This is a genomic window from Amycolatopsis sp. 195334CR, from assembly GCF_017309385.1.
Classification (GTDB): domain Bacteria; phylum Actinomycetota; class Actinomycetes; order Mycobacteriales; family Pseudonocardiaceae; genus Amycolatopsis.
The window spans coordinates 3,372,088-3,388,735 of the sequence record NZ_JAFJMJ010000001.1; the positions used below are offsets into that span (position 1 = coordinate 3,372,088).

Sequence of the window (16,648 nt, forward strand, 5' to 3'; positions counted from 1 at the left end):
TCAGTACACGGGGGCGACGGTGGTGCCGTCGACCGGTTCACAGGGCAGGAGGTGCCGCGCGGCCGGGGAGTCCTGGCCGATCTCCCGGGTGATCAGGCGGACCAGCAGGCGCACGGCCTGCCTGCCCATTTCGCGGCGGGGTACGGAGAAGCCGGTGACGTCGGTGTCGACCGGCGGGCGGCCGAGCACGGCCAGGGAGAGGTCGCGCGGGCAGGTGAGGCCGCGGGCTTCGAGCGCTTTGATGATCGCGGTGTAGGCGGTCGAGGTGTCTGTTTCCTCGACGACCACTGCGGTGATGCCGTCCCGGAGCCAGGCGTCGAGATCGAGGCCGCCGTCGAGGCGGTGCACGGTGGCGGGCAGTCCGGCGGTGGCTTCGCGGAAGCCGCGCTCGCGGTCGGTGGACGAGGGCGCGTCATCCTGTTCGCGGAGGTAGCAGATCCTGCGGTGTCCGTTGTGGACCAGTTGCTCGACCACGGCTTTCGTGGCCGAGACGTAGTCCGCGCCGACGAACGGGATCCGGCCGTCCAGTTCGGCTCTGCGTCCTATGTAGACGAACGGGAAGCCGGATTCGAGGAGGCTGCCGATGGCTTCGTCCGGCACGTGCCTGCCGAAGAAGAGGCAGCCGTCGGCGACGCGGGTGCGCCGGATGGCCGCCGCGTCGTGGGCCCGCCGGTCGGCGCCACCGCGGCCGGTGAACAGGATCAGGTCCTGCCCGAGCGCGGCCGCTTCCTCCTCGACGCCGACCAGGATCGGGTAGTACGAGTCGGCCACGTCGGTCGGGAAGGTGGTCTTGAAGGTGTACAGGCCGAGCATGTGGTTGCGCGAGGACGCCAGTCGCGTGGCGACCGGGTCGGGGACGTAACCGAGCTTCTCGGCGGCTTCGAGCACCCGGAGGCGGGTGGTCTCGGCCATCCGGACGCGGGCGCGGTTGCCGCTGAGCACCACCGAGACGGTCGCCTGCGAGACGCCGGCCTCACGGGCGATGTCCGCCTGGCGGGGCAGGGCGCGGCGGGTGGTCATCGGGGGCCTCCTGGCTCGGCTCCTTGCTAATGCGGATTAGCTGAAGGCTGAGCGGTGGCGGGCGGGAAGTCAACCATTCTGTCCGGTTTGGCGATTGGGCGGGACTAATACGTATTAGCACCTTGACCGGGCGGTTTGCGCTGCTCACACTCGCGGCCATCCTCCGATGACGAAGGAGCTGGCGATGAGTGAACTGTGGAACCGGCGAACCGCGCTGAAGATCGCGGCTGGGACGGGTGTGGGGCTGGCGGTGGGTTCGGCGCTGCCCGCGTCCGCCGCGCCTCCCGGTTTTCCCACGTACAAGTATCTGCGGACGGCGTTCGACAAGAACGCGCTCAAGTACAACCCGACGGGGGAGTTGATCTTCCCGTGCGTGCGGGGGACGGTCGGCCGGATTCCCGGGGCTCGCGGCCGGTTCTACCTGTACTACGCGCCGCACGACGCGCCCGGTGGGATCTGCCTGGCCTATGCGGATTCGCTGGGCGGGCCGTACACCGAGTACCCGGCGAACCCGATCATTTCGCGGAACTGGCCGGGTGAGTACAGCGTTTCGCATGTGTCGTCACCGCACGCGATGTGGAATGAGGATTCGAAGGAGATCTTCCTGTACTTCCACGGTGAGAACACGGTGACGAGATTGGCGCGGTCGAAGGACGGGATCAATTTCACCTACGACAAGGAGGTGTTGTCGACGCGGTTGATGCCGTCAGGGACGACGGAGACTTCGTATGCGCGGGTGTTCCGGCACGAGCTGCCTCGGCTCGGTGCCCGGTACGTGATGGTTTTCATGATCAACAACCAGACGAACCGGCGGTCGATCGGGTGGGGGTGGTCGGCGGATGCGCGGAACTGGACGTTCTCGCAGGAGCCGCTGATCCGGCCGGAGGAGGTGGGGGCGCAGAACATCGGGGCGCCGCATGTGGTGTCGCGGAATGGGTCTACGTATGTGGTGTACCACACGAACATCGAGGCGGGCGGGTCGATGCGGATTACCGAGGTGGGGAATGACTTCGGTAAGCGGAGGCATTTGGGGGTGTTTCACGCGCCGATGGCGGGAGCCCCGGACAACGGGCGGTGCGCGGCGCCGTCGTTCGGGACGGATGGGGGCGTGGAGTACATGATTTATGAGGCGGGGGCGCGGTTGGAGGGGTCTATTGCGATTGCCCGGGCGGTGTGAGGGTGGGGTAGCCACCCCGGTTTTTTATTGTGACTACGGCGAAGGCCGGTTAGTCAAGGCGGGAAAGATGCCTTGACTAACCGGCCTTCGCCGTGTTTTTGGCTGTGGACCGGGGATGGGGAGGGGATGGGTGGCGGGGTGGTTCCGTCTCGTGCCCGGCCGCCGGTAGGCACCCGGGTGGCTGCCGGTGTCCCGTTGGCACCCGGGCTTCCCGTTGGCGCCCCGGCTGCCCGTTGGCGCCCGAGTGGCTCCGGTGTCCGGTTGGCGCCCGGCTTCCCGTTGGCACCCGGTCGGGCCCTGTTCTGTGCTGTGAATGTGGCTTTCACTGCGGAATCTGCAGTGAAAGCCACATTCACAGCGGGTCAGACGCGCTTGAACAGGAGGGCGCGTTTGACTTCCTGGATCGCCTTGGTGACCTGGATGCCGCGCGGGCAGGCATCGGTGCAGTTGAAGGTGGTGCGGCACCGCCACACGCCTTCGGCATCGTTCAGGATGTCGAGGCGTTCTTCGGCGCCTTCGTCACGGGAGTCGAAGATGAACCGGTGGGCGTTGACGATCGCCGCCGGGCCGAAGTAGGAGCCATCGCTCCAGTAGACCGGGCACGACGAGGTGCAGCACGCGCACAGGATGCACTTCGTGGTGTCGTCGAAGCGCTCCCGGTCCGCGATGGACTGGACCCGCTCGCGCGTCGGCTCGTTGCCGTACGAGATGAGGTACGGCTTCACCGCGCGGAACGCCTCGAAGAAGGGCTCCATGTCGACGTAGAGGTCCTTCTCCGTCTTCAGACCCTTGATCGGCGCGATCGAGATGGTGGTCGGCTTGCCCTTCTTCGCCAGCAGGTCCTTCACCAGCACCTTGCAGGCCAGCCGGTTGATCCCGTTGATCTGCATGGCGTCGGACCCGCAGATGCCGTGCGCGCAGGACCTGCGGAACGACAGCGTGCCGTCCACGTAGTTCTTGATGCTCATCAGCAGGTTGAGCACTCGGTCGGTCGGCAGCGCCGGCACGTCGTAGGACTCCCAGTGCGGCTCGGAGTCCAACTCCGGGTTGAACCGCAGGATCTTCACCGTGACGGTGAGCGAGCCCTCCGGGGCGGGGATCTGCGAGGTGTCGTGCGCCTGTTCGGCTACCGCGGTCATCAGTACTTCCGCTCCATCGGCTCGTACCGGGTGAAGGTCACCGGCTTGTAGTCCAGCCGGATGTCCGCGAGGAAACCGGTCAGCCCGAGCGGGGCGTCCGGGTCCTCTTCCTCCGGCATCTGCTTGTACGACATCGAGTGCCGCATGAAGTTCACGTCGTCGCGGTTCGGGTAGTCCTCGCGCGCGTGCCCGCCGCGGGACTCCTTGCGCGCCAGCGCGGCCACCACCAGCGCCTCGGCGAGGTCGAGCAGGAAGCCCAGCTCGATCGCCTCGAGCAGGTCGGTGTTGAACCGCTTGCCCTTGTCCTGCACCGCGATCCGGCCGTAGCGCTCCTTGAGCGCCTGCACGTCGGTCAGCGCCTGCTTCAGCGTGTCCTCGGTGCGGTAGACCGCCGCGTTCGAGTCCATCGTCTGCTGCAGCTCGGTCCGGATGTCGGCGACCCGCTCCCCGCCGTGCGCGGTGCGCAGGTGCTCGACCATGCCCTCGACCAGGTGCGCCGGGTTGTCCGGCAGCTCGACGAAGTCGTGGCCGGCGGCGTACTCCGCGGCGGCGATGCCGGCGCGGCGGCCGAACACGTTGATGTCCAGCAGCGAGTTGGTGCCCAGGCGGTTCGCGCCGTGCACCGACACGCAGGCCACCTCACCGGCGGCGTACAGGCCGGGGATGACGTTGTTGTTGTCCCGCAACGCCTCGCCGTGGACGTTGGTCGGGATGCCGCCCATCGCGTAGTGCGCGGTCGGGTACACCGGCACCGGCTCCTCGACCGGGTCCACGCCCAGGTAGGTGCGGGCGAACTCGGTGATGTCCGGCAGCTTGGTCTCCAGCACCTCGGCCCCGAGGTGGGTGCAGTCCAGCAGCACGTAGTCCTTGTTCGGCCCGGCGCCGCGGCCTTCGAGCACCTCGAGCACCATCGACCGGGCGACGATGTCACGGGGCGCCAGGTCCTTGATCGTCGGCGCGTACCGCTCCATGAACCGCTCGCCCGACTCGTTGCGCAGGATCGCGCCCTCGCCGCGGGCGCCCTCGGTGAGCAGGATGCCCAGCCCGGCCAGGCCGGTCGGGTGGAACTGGTAGAACTCGATGTCCTCCAGCGGCAGGCCCTTGCGGAAGTAGATGCCCATGCCGTCGCCGGTCAGCGTGTGCGCGTTCGAGGTGGTCTTGAAGACCTTGCCGAAGCCGCCGGTGGCGAACACGATGGACTTGGCCTGGAAGACGTGGATCTCGCCGGTGGCCAGCTCGTAGGCGATCGCGCCGGAGGCCTTCGGGCCGTCCGGGGTGTCGGTCATCGCGATGTCGAGCACGTAGAACTCGTTGTAGAACTCGATGCCGTGCTTGACGCAGTTCTGGTACAGCGTCTGCAGGATCATGTGGCCGGTGCGGTCCGCGGCGTAGCAGGCGCGGCGCACCGCGGCCTTGCCGTGGTCGCGGGTGTGCCCGCCGAACCGGCGCTGGTCGATCTTGCCCTCGGGGGTCCGGTTGAACGGGAGCCCCATCTTCTCCAGGTCGAGCACCGCGTCGATGGCCTCCTTGGCCATGATCTCGGCGGCGTCCTGGTCGGTGAGGTAGTCACCACCCTTGACCGTGTCGAAGGTGTGCCACTCCCAGTTGTCCTCTTCGACGTTGGCCAGTGCCGCGCACATCCCGCCCTGGGCGGCACCGGTGTGCGACCGCGTCGGGTACAGCTTGGTCAGCACCGCGGTGCGGGTGCGCTGGCCTGCCTCGATGGCGGCGCGCATGCCGGCGCCGCCCGCCCCGACGATCACCACGTCGTACTTGTGGAACTGCATTTGCCGCTTCTTCCTGAAGACCGTGTGTGGTGGGTTAGCTGGCCGGCATGTCCGGGTCGAAGGTGAAGATCACCATGGTGCCCACGGCGAGGATCAGCACCATCGAGACGTAGAGCACGATCTTCAGCCAGAACCGCGTGCTGTCCTTGCGCGCGTAGTCGTCGATGATCGTGCGCACGCCGTTGCCGCCGTGCAGCTGGGCCAGCCACAGCATGGACAGGTCCCAGAACTGCCAGAACGGCGAGGCCCAGCGGCCGGCCACGAAGCCCCAGTTGATCCGGTGCACGCCGCCGTCGAGGATGTTCATGATGAACAGGTGGCCGAGCACCAGCACCATCAGCGCGACGCCGGAGATGCGCATGAACAGCCAGCTGTACAGCTCGAAGTTGCTGCGCCGGGCGGCCGGGCGCCGCGGGCTGCGCGGCTTGTCGAGTGGGAGCGCTGCGCTCATCAGTGACCGCCTCCGAACATCGTGCTGACGGTCCGCTCCAGCATGAAGTAGGTGCCGGGGACCATCACCAGCACCCACAGCCCGACCAGGCTCCAGAGCATCTGCTTCTGGTAGCGCGGGCCCTTCGACCAGAAGTCGACCAGGATCACCCGCAGCCCGTTGAGCGCGTGGAACAGCACGGCGCCGACCAGGCCGACCTCGATCAGGTTGACGATCGGGGTCTTGTAGGTCTCGATGACCTCGTCGTAGGCGTTCGGGGAGACGCGGACGAGCGCGGTGTCGAGCACGTGGACAAAGAGGAAGAAGAACGTGAGCACGCCGGTGATCCGGTGCAGGACCCAGGACCACATGCCGGGGTCACCGCGGTAGAACGTCCCGTTCCGGCGCGAGGCACCCGCCCGATCGCTTTGCGCCGCTTCGCTCGCGGCGCCAGCAGTGGTGGACATCGGTGAACGGCCTCCAACGTCACTGATGGACTTGAACCCCGGTGACCTGGCTTCGACGTGTTCACCTGCGACTTCTCCGGTGACGACGCCTTGGTCAAGGTCATCGGGCGTGGATGCAGAGGATGCTAGACCTGCCCTTGACGCGGGGCTCACCCTCGGGTTGCCGTATGTGATGAGCGTTATGTCCGTGCGGTTCGGCTGACCCGGCTTACGAGAGCGCTTACATCGGATCTATCGGCCATCCGTGTGCGACCAACTCCGGTTCGTTGACGGTAATTGTCTACGGTCATACGTTGTTCAAGACCGAGACATCCGATCAATGGAGCTCTTGATGGCTCATCGTGGCGAGTTCTCCCGGCGACGGCTGCACGGACTGGCCGGTGGGGTGGTGGCCGGAGCGGTACTGGGCGCGCCACCCGCGACGGCCGCTGAGGAGGCGGTGCCGGAGCCGAGCGGCTGGCTGCGCGACCGGATGCGCACGGACGGCGAATGGGCGCGCTTCCTCGCCGGGCAGGACCTCGTCTGGCGGCGCGTGCCCCGGACCTGGTACGAAGGCCCGTTCCTGGGCAACGGTTTCCTCGGCGTGCAGGTCTACCGCGAGCCGGGCGCGAACGCGCTGCGGTTCACCGTGGACCACAGCGAGGTGCAGGACCACCGCCCGAAGTTCGGCAACGAATGGGGCGTCGCGCGGCTGCCGGTCGGCCGGGTGCGGCTGACCCCGGTCGGCGAGATCACCGGCGTCGACCTGCGCCTGGTCCTGTGGAACGCCGAGCTGCGCGGCACCGTTTTCACCACCTCGGGTGAACTGGCGATTCGCTCGTTCGTGCAGGCGGAGCGCGAGCTGTTCCACCTGGAGGTCAGCGCGGACGGCGGCGAGCGCGAGTTCGAGCTGGAGTTCACCCCGCTCCCCGCGGTCAGCCCGCGCACCGTTCGCGAGGACCCGCCGGCGAACTTCACCCCCAACCCGCCGCCGGTCACCACCACCGAAGGCGAGCTGACCGTGGTCGTGCAGCCGATGGTCGCGGGTGGGCAGACGGCGACGGCCTACCGCGTGCGCCGCTCGCCGGGTGGCGCGGACCTGCTGCTCTCGACGACCCACAGCTTCCCGGCGGCGGACGCGGAGCAGCGGGTGCGCGCGATCGCCGCCGGGGCCGCCGACGAGCGGGCCCACCGGGACTGGTGGCACACCTTCTACCGGCGCAGCTTCCTGTCCATTCCGGACGGCCTGCTCCAGAGCTTCTACTGGATCCAGCTGTACAAACTCGCCTCGGCGGCCAGGGCGGCGGCGCCGGTGATGGCGACCACCGGACCGTGGATCGAGCCGACGCCGTGGCCGTCGGTGTGGTGGAACCTCAACGCGCAGCTCGAATACTGGCCCGTCTACGGCTCGAACCACCTGGAACTCGACCCGATCCCGCGCACGATCCAGGAGAACCAGCAGGTGCTGGTGGACGGCCTGCGCCCGGAGTACCGGCACGATTCGATGGGCCTGCGCCGCAGCACGGACGCGCGGTTCGCCGACGCCGGGTACGTCGGCGTGCCGAACCCGAACAGCGACGCGGAGATCGGCGACCTGCCGTGGTTACTGCACAACGTGTGGCTGACCTACCGGCACACCATGGACACCTCGGTGCTGCGCGAGGTGTTGTTCCCGGTGCTGACCAAGGCGGTCAACTACTACCTGCACTTCCTCTACCTGGGCCCCGACGGCCGGATGCACCTGCCGCCCACCTTCTCGCCCGAGTACGGCCGCGCGCCCGACTGCAACTACGACCTCGCCCTCATCCGGTGGAGCTGCGCGACGCTGCTGGAGACCGCGAAGATCCTCGGCGTTTCCTCCCCGCTGGAACCCAAGTGGCGCGAGGTGCTGGACAAGCTCGTCGACTACCCGACCGACGCCAACGGGTTCATGGTCGGCGCCGGCGTGCCGTTCGCGAAGTCGCACCGGCACTACTCGCACATGCTCGCGGTCTACCCGCTGTACCTGGTCAACGCCGAAGGCGACCGCGAGTTGATCGAGCGGTCGCTGGAGCACTGGATCAGCTTCGAGGGCGCGTTGCGCGGCTACAGCTTCACCGGCGCCGCCGCCATTTCCGCGCAGCTGAACCGCGGTGACGACGCGCTGGCCCACCTGCGCGAGTTCGTCGCCAGGTTCGCGCAGCCGAACACCAACTACTACGAGGCCGGGCCGGTGATCGAGACGCCGTTGTCCGGGGCGCAGTCCCTGCACGACATGCTGTGCCAGAGCTGGGGCGGGGTGATCCGGATCTTCCCGGCGGTGCCCGGGGCCTGGGCCGACGTGACCCTGCACAACTTCCTGGCCGAGGGCGCGTTCGAGGTGAGTGCCGTGCGCAAGGCCGGGACCACGCGGTTCGTGCGCGTCCGCAGCCTGGCCGGGCAGCCGCTGAAGCTCAAGCCCGGTATCGACGGCCCGCTCACGGTCGCCGGTTCTGGTGGGCGGGTGAAGTGGACCGAACTGCCCGGCGGCCTGCTGGAGATCGACCTGCCGAAGCACGCCGAAGTGCTGGTGCACCGGAAGGGACCCCGGCCGGACCTGGTCATCGAGCCGGTGCGGACCACCGTGCCCGCGCCGCCGTGGGGGCTGCCCGAACTGCCGCCCGGTGGCGCGTCGGTGCCGGTCGACCTCACCGCGTTCCTCGGCAACGACGCGATCACCAGCGAGTTCTACCTCGGTGACGGCGATTTCGACGGCGCGGGCAACACCTATCCCGCCGCGCAGCTGCCGCAGACCGGGAAGGTGGTCGACGACGGCATCGAGTTCACCTTCGTCAACGGCCACGAAGGCACGCCGAACAACGTCGTGCCCGGTGGTGGGCCGATCGCGTTGCCATCGGGGGCGTTCCGCGCGCTGCACCTGCTCGGCGCGAGCGACAACGGCAACACCAACACGAAGATGACCATCACCTACACCGACGGTTCCACCGCGGAGCTGCCGCTGCGGCTCACCGACTGGCGGAACTCCGCCGCGTTCGGGGAAAGCGAGGCGATCACCACCAGCCAGCTGCACGCCAAGGACGGGCCGAAACCGGTGAAGCTGGCGATCTTCCACCAGACGATCGAGCTGGACCCGGCCCGCTCCCCGAAAGCACTCACCCTGCCCGCCGCCACCAGGCCTCGACCGCACCTGTTCGCGATCACCTTGGAAAAGTGAGGAAAGCGATGAGGAAACGCGCGCTGGCGGCCGCCGTGCTGGTGGCCGGTGCGATCACCGTCGCCGTGCCCGCGCTGGGCGCCGCGGCCGAGCGCTGGACGATCACCGCGCCCGGGATGTCCGCGCGGGCCGGTGGTCCGGTCGCGGAGGTGGCGCTGGACCAGGCGGGCAAGCTCAGCCTCGGTGTGCGTCGCGGGGCGACCACCGTGCTGGAGCCTTCGGCACTGGGCCTGGAGGCGGCGCACGCCGACTTCACCACCGGCCTGGAGCTCACCGGCCTGACCCAGCGGGTGGTCAGCGAGCGGTACACCACCGTCACCGGGCGCCGGACCCAGCACAGCCTGGACGCCTCCGAGCTGACGCTGAAGCTGACCAGCGCGTCCCAGCAGCCGTTCGAGCTGGTGGTGCGGGAGGCCTCGGAGTTCCGGGTGCCCGGCGATGCGGACTCCTTCCTGCTGCCCTACGACAACGGCCGCGGCGACTACGAGAGCGCGCACGTGCACGCGAAGCTGTCCGCTCAGGCACGGCTGAGTACGGCTACCCCTCGCTGTTCCACGTCGGCGACAGCTGGCTGGCCGTCATGGAGTCCGATGTGGACGGCCGGTACGGCGGCTCGCGGCTGACCCTGGACGGCGGCTCGCTCCGGCTCACCCTGCCCGACCCGGCCGAGACCTCGACCGGGCCGCTGGCCACCCCGTGGCGCACGATGGTGGTCGGCGACCTGGCCACGGTCACCGAAAGCGATCTGGTCACCGATCTGGCGAGCCCGTCGAAGATCGCCGACACGTCCTGGATCAAGCCGGGCGCCGCGGCCTGGTCGTGGTGGGCCGACAACCTGGTCGACTCCGGCTGGGACGCGAGCTGGATCCCCGAACTGGTGGCCTACGCGAACGCGCGGAACGTGAAGATCTGGCTGTGGGTGCGGTGGCAGACCGTCGACACCGACAGCGAGCGGGAGAAGCTGTTCCGGCAGTACGCCGACTGGGGCGCGGTCGGGCTCAAGATCGACTTCGTGGAGTCCGACGGGCAGGACCGCATGCGCTGGTACGACGAGGTCTTCGCGGCGACGGCGAAGTACCGGCTGATGCTGAACTTCCACGGCGCGCCCATCCCGCGCGGCACCGAGCGGACCTGGCCGCACGTGGTCACCGTGGAGGCGGACTTCACCCCGGTGACCTTCAGCGGGGTGCGGCCGAACAGCGACGCCGGTGAGCTGGCACTGGCCGTGGTGTACGAGTCCGGGGTGCAGCACTTCGCGGACAGCCCGGCCAACTACGCGAAGCAGCCGCTGGCCGAGCAGCTGCTGCGGGTGGTGCCGACGGTCTGGGACGAGACGCGACGGTGACCCCGGGAAGCGGGCGGTGCTGGCGTGGCACTCCGGTGCCGAGTGGTTCGTCGGCGGCATCATCGCCGGGGAGGCGACGCGGCTGTCCACCGGTCTCGGCTTCCTCCCGCCCGGGAACTGGGTCGCCGAGGTGTACTCGGACGGTGCCGATCAGAAGATCGCCTTCTCGACGCGGCAGGTGACCTCGGCTTCGGTGCTCGACCTGCCGGTGGCGAAGCACGGCGGGTTCACCGCGCACCTGCGACCCGCGCCCTGAGCTGGGCGTTCCGCTCTCGTGGGGTCCCACAAAGCGCCTTGTGGGACCCCACGCTTCGGTGACCATGAGTACACGATCGATCGCACGGGCGAACCGTGAACAAACATTTGGGTTACGTAGCGTGCCGTCGATGTGTCCCCGTCATGGCGGACGGGTACGGTTCGCCCGTCGAACCCGGCAGTGGAGCCGGGTTGTTCTCGGGCACCGTTGTGAAAGACAGCGGGGAGGGAGAAGCACCGTGCGCGGTACACGCAATCGCACACTGGCCGCCGTCGCCATGGCCGGTGTGCTGGCGCTGGCCGGTTGTGCGAAGGATTCCGGCAACACCGGCGGAGATGCCGCCGCACCGGCCGACCAGGGCGCACAGGGTTGCGTCACCGCGCCCAAGCCGCCCGCCGCGGCGCCGGCCGGGGAGAGCAAGGCCCAGGACAGCGAGAAGGTGGACGCCTCGAAGCTGAAGGTCGGGCTGGCCTACGACGTGGGTGGCCGGGGTGACGCCTCGTTCAACGACGCCGCCGCCGCGGGCGCCGACAAGGCCAAGGCCGAGCTGGGTGTGCCCGAGATCAGCGAGAGCACCGCCACCGGCACCGAGTCCGAGGACTCGAAGCAGCAGCGCCTCAACCAGCTGGCCAGCGAGGGCTTCAACCCGATCATCGCGGTCGGCTTCGCCTACGCGGACTCCATCAAGGCGGTCGCGCCGAAGTTCCCGGACACCAAGTTCGCCATCGTCGACGACGACTCGGTGCAGGCGCCGAACGTCACCCCGCTGGTGTTCGCCGAGGAGCAGGGCTCGTTCCTGGCCGGCGTCGCCGCGGTCTACAAGAGCAAGAGCTGCCACGTCGGCTTCGTCGGCGGGGTGGACACCCCGCTGATCCAGAAGTTCGAGGCGGGCTTCCTGCAGGGTGTGAAGGCGGCTTCGTCCAAGGCCAAGATCGAGGACGAGTACCTCACCCCGGCCGGTGACATCTCCGGCTTCAACGACCCCGGCAAGGGCAACATCAAGGCCGCCGCGCAGATCAACAAGGGCGCGGACGTGATCTACCACGCCGCCGGTGCCTCCGGTAAGGGCGTGTTCGAGGCCGCGAAGTCCTCGGGCAAGGCGCTGGCCATCGGGGTGGACTCCGACCAGTACAACCAGAAGACGGTGGAGAACGCCAAGGACGTGATCATCACCTCGATGATCAAGCGCGTCGACGTGGCCGTGTTCGACTTCATCAAGGCCGTGGCCAAGGGCGACACCTCGACCCTGCCCAAGCGGTTCGACCTCAAGGTCGACGGCGTCGGCTACGCCACCTCCGGTGGCAAGGTCGACGACATCAAGGACGTGCTGGACGGGTACAAGGCGCAGATCGTCAGCGGCGCCATCACCGTGTCCGACAAGCCGCAGAAGTAGTGCGGGGGTCTGGGGGTCGCTCCCCAGATCAATACAGTCCGCTTTATTCCACAAAACGCGTGGGGCCCTCCGGCGGCGAACCCGTCCGGCGGGCCCCCCGCGTTGTTTCCGGGAGTCATTCGTAGTCATGACACAGCCGCAGCCCGAGCCCGGGTCACGCAGGCCGGTGGTCGAACTGGCCGGGATCACCAAGCGCTTTCCCGGCGTGGTCGCCAACTCCGACGTCAATCTGACCGTGTACGAGGGCGAGGTCCACGCGGTCTGCGGGGAGAACGGCGCCGGCAAGTCCACCCTGATGAAGATCCTCTACGGCATGCAACGGCCGGACGAGGGCACCATCACCGTCAACGGCACCCAGGTCGAGCTGCGCAACCCGCAGGACGCGATCAAGGCCGGGATCGGCATGGTGCACCAGCACTTCATGCTCGCCGACAACCTGACCGTGCGCGAGAACGTGCTGCTCGGCGCCGAGTCGCTGCACGGCATCGGCCGCGCGGCCAAGGCGCGGCTGGCCGAACTCGCCGAGCGCACCGGCCTGCGCGCCGACCCGGACGTCCTGCTCGAGGACCTCGGTGTGGCCGACCGCCAGCGGGTCGAGATCGTCAAGGTGCTCTACCGCGGCGCGAAGATCGTCATCCTGGACGAGCCGACCGCCGTGCTGGTGCCGCAGGAGGTCGACGCGCTCTTCGAGACCGTGCGCGACATGCAGCGCCAGGGCTTCACCTTCATCTTCATCTCGCACAAGCTCGACGAGGTGCGCGCGATCGCCGACTCGGTGACGGTGATCCGCCGCGGCACCACGGTCGGCTCGGCCGACCCGAAGAAGATCAGCTCGCGCGAGCTGGCCGAGATGATGGTCGGCAGCGAACTGCCCAGCCCGGAGACCCGCGAGTCCACCGTGACCGAGCGCGACGTGCTCCGGATCTCGGGGCTGCGCCTGGAGGTCGAGGGCTCGGACCGGGCGGTGCTCGACGACATCTCGTTCAGCGTGCGCGCCGGCGAGGTGCTCGGCGTGGCCGGGGTCGAGGGCAACGGGCAGACCGAGCTGGTCGAGACGATCATGGGCATGCGCAAGGCCTCCGGCGGCACGGTCGAACTCGTCGACGCCGACGGCAAGGTCCGCAACCTGACCAGGCTCGGCACGCTGGCCCGCCGTGAGGCCGGCATCGGCTACATCGCCGAGGACCGGACGCGGCACAGCCTGCTGCTGACACAACCGTTGTGGGCCAACAGAATTCTCGGGTACCAGACGCGGAAACCGGTGGCCAGCGGGCAACTGCTGGACATCGCGGGCGCGCGCCAGGACACCGAGCGGATCGTCGCCGACTACGACGTGCGGACCCCGGGCATCGACGTGCCCGCCGCCGCGCTGTCCGGCGGCAACCAGCAGAAACTGGTGGTGGGCCGGGAACTCTCCGGCGACCCGGTGCTGCTGATCGCCTCGCACCCGACGCGCGGGGTGGACGTCGGCGCGCAGGCGCTGATCTGGGAGCAGATCCGCGTCGCCCGCGCCAACGGGCTGGCCGTGCTGCTGATCTCCGCGGACCTGGACGAGCTGATCGGGCTCTCCGACACGATCCGCGTCATGCTGCGCGGGCGCCTGGTCAGCGAGGCCGACCCGGCGACCGTGACGCCGCAGGAACTGGGCTCGGCGATGACCGGTGCCGCTGAAGAAGGTGAAGTCGCATGAGTTCGTGGCGCACCAAGCTGCTGCCACCACTGCTGGCGATCGTGTTCGCCGTGCTGATCTGCACGGTGGCGCTGCTGATCTCGGGAGCCGACCCGCTGCGGGCGTTCGGCACGATGATCGCCCAGTTGTTCAAGGGCACCACCGCGATCGACACGCTGAACCTGGCCACGCCGTACTACCTGGCCGGGCTCGCGGTGGCGATCGGCTTCCAGATGAACCTGTTCAACATCGGCGTGGAGGGCCAGTACCGGTTCGCCGCGGTGGTCGCCGCGATCGCCGGTGGCGCGCTGCACCTGCCGCCGGTCATCCACGCGATCGTGATCATCCTGGTCGCGGTGCTGGCGGGCATGCTCTACGCGGCCATCCCGGCGGTGCTGAAGGTGACCCGCGGGGTCAGCGAGGTCATCTCGACGATCATGCTGAACTCGATCGTCATCGGCATCATCGCCTTCCTGATCAACCCCGAGCAGTTCGGCGTGCAGCGCGGCAACAACGTGCACACCGAGCCGATCGACGACTCGGGCCTGATCCCCGGCATCCCGCTCGGCCGCCTCGGTGAGCTGTTCGGCTTCGTGCTGATCGCCATCGCGGTCGGCGGCGCGTACTGGTTCATGCTGAACCGCACGCGCTTCGGCTTCGAGCTGAAGGCCAGCGGCGAGTCGACCACGGCCGCCGCGGCCGGTGGCGTGAACGCCAAGAAGATGACGCTGATCGCGATGCTGCTCTCCGGTGGCGTGGCCGGGCTGGTCGCGCTGCCGGAACTGCTCGGCCGCGACCACGTCTACGCCATCACCGCCGCGCAGGGCTACGGCTTCACCGGCATCGCGGTGGCGCTGCTCGGCCGCAACCACCCGGCGGGCATCGCGCTCGGCGCGGTGCTGTGGGCCTTCCTGGACAAGTCGGCGGTCTCGCTGGAGCAGATCCAGGTGCCGAAGGAGATCGCCACCATCATGCAGGGCACGATCGTGCTGTCCGTCGTGGTCGCGTACGAGATCGTGCGGCGCGCCGACCTGGCCGCCGAGCAGCGGCGCGTCGGGCGGGCACTGGCGGGCAACGGCCGCAAGCGCGGCAAGCCGGCCGACGTCAGCGAAGGGGGTGCGGTGTGAGCGTGCCGACCGATACCAATCCGGCGCCCGCGCCGATGACCGTGACCGAGGCCAAGCCGAAGCGGCGGCTGCCGGGCTGGGCCCGCGCGATGCTCTGGGCCGCCGCGGCGCTGGTGGTGCTGTCCACCACCTCGTACCTGACCGGCGTGCCGGACCTGACCTCGTCGAACACCTCGCAGACGGCGTTGCGCCTGGCGCTGCCGATCCTGCTGGCCGGGCTCGGCGGGCTCTGGGCCGAACGCTCCGGCGTGATCAACATCGGCCTCGAGGGCATGATGATCCTCGGCACCTGGGGGGCCGCCTGGGGCGCGTACTACGGCGGCCCGTGGGCCGGGCTGGTGGCCGCGATCGTGCTCGGCGCGCTCGGCGGGCTGCTGCACGCGATCGCCACGGTCACCTTCAACGTCAACCACATCGTCTCCGGGGTGGCGCTGAACCTGCTCGGGCTCGGCGTGGCGAAGTACCTGGCGAGCCTGGTGTTCCGGCCGCTGTCGGGCAACCCGAAGCAGTCGCCGCCGGTGGAGAAGTTCGACACCTACTCGGCCACCTTCCTCTCCGACTGGCTCGGTGACCTGGAGAACGCCCAGCGGGTCGGCATCTCCGACGTGGCGGGCATCGTGCGCGGCCTGATCACCGGTGTCTCGCCGCTGGCCATGCTGGCGATCCTGCTGATCCCGGTGAGCTACTGGGTGCTCTGGAAGACCCGGTTCGGCCTGCGCCTGCGCTCGTGCGGGGAGAACCCGGTGGCCGCGGAGTCCCTCGGCGTGAACGTCTACGTGCACAAGTACGTGGCGCTCGCGGTGTCCGGTGGGCTGGCCGGCATGGGTGGCGCCTCGCTGGTGCTGCTGCCCGGCGGCGCGGACTACCTGGAGAACCAGACCAACGGCCGCGGCTTCATCGGCCTGGCCGCGATGATCTTCGGCAACTGGCGGCCGGGCGGCCTGCTCGGTGGCGCGGCACTGTTCGGGTACGCCGACGGCTTGCAGCTCTCCGGTGGCGGCGAGGCGGTGCTGGCGCTGCTGTACGGCGCGGTGATCCTGCTCGGCGTGATCGTGGTGATCCAGCTGGTCCGCCGCAAGTGGGTGGCGGCCGCGCTGGGCCTGGCCGGTGCGCTGGTCCTCTACTACATCTACTGGTCCAACGACGAACTGCCGAGCGACCTGATCCCGTACTCGGCGCACTTCGTCACGATCATCGTGCTGGCGGTGGCGTCGCAACGACTGCGGCCACCGAAGAAGATCGGTGCCAAGTATCGGCGAGGCGAGGGTGACTGAGTTTTCTGTTGACTGGGAAGCGTTGCGGGCCAGCGCGGTTCGGGCCGCGCAGCTCGCTTATGCGCCGTACTCGGGACTTCTGGTCGGCGTGGCGGCCATTGTGGACGATGGCCGCGAGATCACCGGCTGCAACGTGGAGAACGCCTCGTACGGGCTGGGCCTGTGCGCGGAGTGCACGATGGCCGGGCAGCTGCGGTTGTCCGGCGGCGGTCGCCTGGTCGCGGTCGCCTGCCGCAGCGGTGACGGCGACCTGCTGATGCCGTGCGGCCGGTGCCGCCAGCTGCTCTACGAACACGGTGGTCCGGAGTGCCTGGTGGACACCCCGAGCGGCATCCTGCCGATGTCGGCGGTGCTGCCCGACGCCTTCGGCCCGGAGCACCTGCCCGCATGAG

At 68.9% G+C, this 16,648-nt stretch carries 15 protein-coding genes; 10 read left to right on the top strand and 5 right to left on the bottom strand.

Annotated elements, in window-relative coordinates; translation table 11 throughout:
• Complete coding sequence (locus tag JYK18_RS16575; protein ID WP_242579176.1) at window positions 1-1,020, bottom strand: LacI family DNA-binding transcriptional regulator; 1,020 nt, start codon at window positions 1,018-1,020, stop codon at window positions 1-3.
• 166 nt (window positions 1,021-1,186) lie between these two features.
• Here JYK18_RS16575 and JYK18_RS16580 point away from each other — a divergent pair, with 166 nt between their 5' ends.
• Window positions 1,187-2,197 carry a hypothetical protein gene (locus tag JYK18_RS16580; RefSeq protein WP_242579178.1) on the top strand — a complete coding sequence of 337 codons (1,011 nt, stop codon included), beginning with the start codon at window positions 1,187-1,189 and terminating at the stop codon, window positions 2,195-2,197.
• A gap of 362 nt (window positions 2,198-2,559) precedes the next feature.
• Here the strand turns inward: JYK18_RS16580 and JYK18_RS16585 are convergent, their stop codons facing one another.
• The 4 genes from JYK18_RS16585 to sdhC are packed head-to-tail and all read right to left on the bottom strand — an operon-like array spanning window position 2,560 to window position 6,020.
• Window positions 2,560-3,336, bottom strand: a complete 777-nt coding sequence (locus tag JYK18_RS16585; protein ID WP_206802904.1) for a succinate dehydrogenase iron-sulfur subunit — start codon at window positions 3,334-3,336, stop codon at window positions 2,560-2,562.
• The gene (gene sdhA, locus JYK18_RS16590; protein WP_206802905.1) at window positions 3,336-5,123 is read right to left on the bottom strand and encodes a succinate dehydrogenase flavoprotein subunit; all 1,788 of its coding nucleotides are present in this window, start codon (window positions 5,121-5,123) and stop codon (window positions 3,336-3,338) included. Before sdhA ends, JYK18_RS16585 begins: the two co-directional genes overlap by 1 nt.
• A 34-nt stretch (window positions 5,124-5,157) precedes the next feature.
• Entirely contained in the window at window positions 5,158-5,574 is a 417-nt protein-coding gene (locus JYK18_RS16595) for a succinate dehydrogenase hydrophobic membrane anchor subunit (protein WP_153035852.1), read from the bottom strand.
• A complete protein-coding gene (gene sdhC / locus JYK18_RS16600; protein WP_153035851.1) occupies window positions 5,574-6,020 on the bottom strand; it encodes a succinate dehydrogenase, cytochrome b556 subunit in 447 nt (148 codons plus the stop codon). Before sdhC ends, JYK18_RS16595 begins: the two co-directional genes overlap by 1 nt.
• 331 nt (window positions 6,021-6,351) lie before the next feature.
• On the opposite strand from sdhC, the gene JYK18_RS16605 reads away from it, so the two are divergent.
• The 9 genes from JYK18_RS16605 (at window position 6,352) to JYK18_RS16635 (ending at window position 16,647) form a co-directional block, all read left to right on the top strand.
• Entirely contained in the window at window positions 6,352-9,192 is a 2,841-nt protein-coding gene (locus JYK18_RS16605) for a glycoside hydrolase family 95-like protein (protein WP_206802906.1), read from the top strand.
• 8 nt (window positions 9,193-9,200) lie between these two features.
• Entirely contained in the window at window positions 9,201-9,815 is a 615-nt protein-coding gene (locus JYK18_RS46710) for a glycoside hydrolase family 97 N-terminal domain-containing protein (protein ID WP_242579180.1), read from the top strand.
• Window positions 9,764-10,537 (top strand): glycoside hydrolase family 97 catalytic domain-containing protein, encoded by a 774-nt coding sequence (locus tag JYK18_RS46715; protein WP_242581162.1) that lies wholly within the window; start codon window positions 9,764-9,766, stop codon window positions 10,535-10,537. The genes JYK18_RS46710 and JYK18_RS46715 overlap by 52 nt, the downstream gene beginning before the upstream one ends.
• Before the next feature lie 16 nt (window positions 10,538-10,553).
• On the top strand, window positions 10,554-10,793 hold the full coding sequence (locus tag JYK18_RS46720) for a glycoside hydrolase family 97 C-terminal domain-containing protein (protein WP_307795927.1): 240 nt from the start codon (window positions 10,554-10,556) through the stop codon (window positions 10,791-10,793).
• A gap of 277 nt (window positions 10,794-11,070) precedes the next feature.
• Window positions 11,071-12,186, top strand: coding sequence for a BMP family ABC transporter substrate-binding protein (locus JYK18_RS16615; protein WP_242581166.1), 1,116 nt, complete (start codon window positions 11,071-11,073; stop codon window positions 12,184-12,186).
• Between the two features lie 127 nt (window positions 12,187-12,313).
• On the top strand, window positions 12,314-13,876 hold the full coding sequence (locus JYK18_RS16620) for an ABC transporter ATP-binding protein (RefSeq protein WP_206802908.1): 1,563 nt from the start codon (window positions 12,314-12,316) through the stop codon (window positions 13,874-13,876).
• Window positions 13,873-14,982 (top strand): ABC transporter permease, encoded by a 1,110-nt coding sequence (locus tag JYK18_RS16625; protein WP_206802909.1) that lies wholly within the window; start codon window positions 13,873-13,875, stop codon window positions 14,980-14,982. Before JYK18_RS16620 ends, JYK18_RS16625 begins: the two co-directional genes overlap by 4 nt.
• A 35-nt stretch (window positions 14,983-15,017) precedes the next feature.
• Window positions 15,018-16,256: an ABC transporter permease gene (locus JYK18_RS16630; protein ID WP_206804276.1), complete on the top strand. Its 1,239-nt coding sequence runs from the start codon at window positions 15,018-15,020 to the stop codon at window positions 16,254-16,256.
• Complete coding sequence (locus JYK18_RS16635) at window positions 16,249-16,647, top strand: cytidine deaminase (protein WP_206802910.1); 399 nt, start codon at window positions 16,249-16,251, stop codon at window positions 16,645-16,647. Before JYK18_RS16630 ends, JYK18_RS16635 begins: the two co-directional genes overlap by 8 nt.
• Window position 16,648: the final 1 nt, after the last annotated feature.

What these genes read in the sequence shown, in the direction of transcription:
- JYK18_RS16575 (WP_242579176.1), bottom strand. Translation starts at nt 1,020, where the DNA reads ATGACCACCCGCCGCGCCCTGCCCCGCCAGGCGGACATCGCCCGTGAG.
- JYK18_RS16580 (WP_242579178.1), top strand. Translation starts at nt 1,187, where the DNA reads ATGACGAAGGAGCTGGCGATGAGTGAACTGTGGAACCGGCGAACCGCG.
- JYK18_RS16585 (WP_206802904.1), bottom strand. Translation starts at nt 3,336, where the DNA reads ATGACCGCGGTAGCCGAACAGGCGCACGACACCTCGCAGATCCCCGCC.
- sdhA (WP_206802905.1), bottom strand. Translation starts at nt 5,123, where the DNA reads ATGCAGTTCCACAAGTACGACGTGGTGATCGTCGGGGCGGGCGGCGCC.
- JYK18_RS16595 (WP_153035852.1), bottom strand. Translation starts at nt 5,574, where the DNA reads ATGAGCGCAGCGCTCCCACTCGACAAGCCGCGCAGCCCGCGGCGCCCG.
- sdhC (WP_153035851.1), bottom strand. Translation starts at nt 6,020, where the DNA reads ATGTCCACCACTGCTGGCGCCGCGAGCGAAGCGGCGCAAAGCGATCGG.
- JYK18_RS16605 (WP_206802906.1), top strand. Translation starts at nt 6,352, where the DNA reads ATGGCTCATCGTGGCGAGTTCTCCCGGCGACGGCTGCACGGACTGGCC.
- JYK18_RS46710 (WP_242579180.1), top strand. Translation starts at nt 9,201, where the DNA reads ATGAGGAAACGCGCGCTGGCGGCCGCCGTGCTGGTGGCCGGTGCGATC.
- JYK18_RS16615 (WP_242581166.1), top strand. Translation starts at nt 11,071, where the DNA reads ATGGCCGGTGTGCTGGCGCTGGCCGGTTGTGCGAAGGATTCCGGCAAC.
- JYK18_RS16620 (WP_206802908.1), top strand. Translation starts at nt 12,314, where the DNA reads ATGACACAGCCGCAGCCCGAGCCCGGGTCACGCAGGCCGGTGGTCGAA.
- JYK18_RS16625 (WP_206802909.1), top strand. Translation starts at nt 13,873, where the DNA reads ATGAGTTCGTGGCGCACCAAGCTGCTGCCACCACTGCTGGCGATCGTG.
- JYK18_RS16630 (WP_206804276.1), top strand. Translation starts at nt 15,018, where the DNA reads ATGACCGTGACCGAGGCCAAGCCGAAGCGGCGGCTGCCGGGCTGGGCC.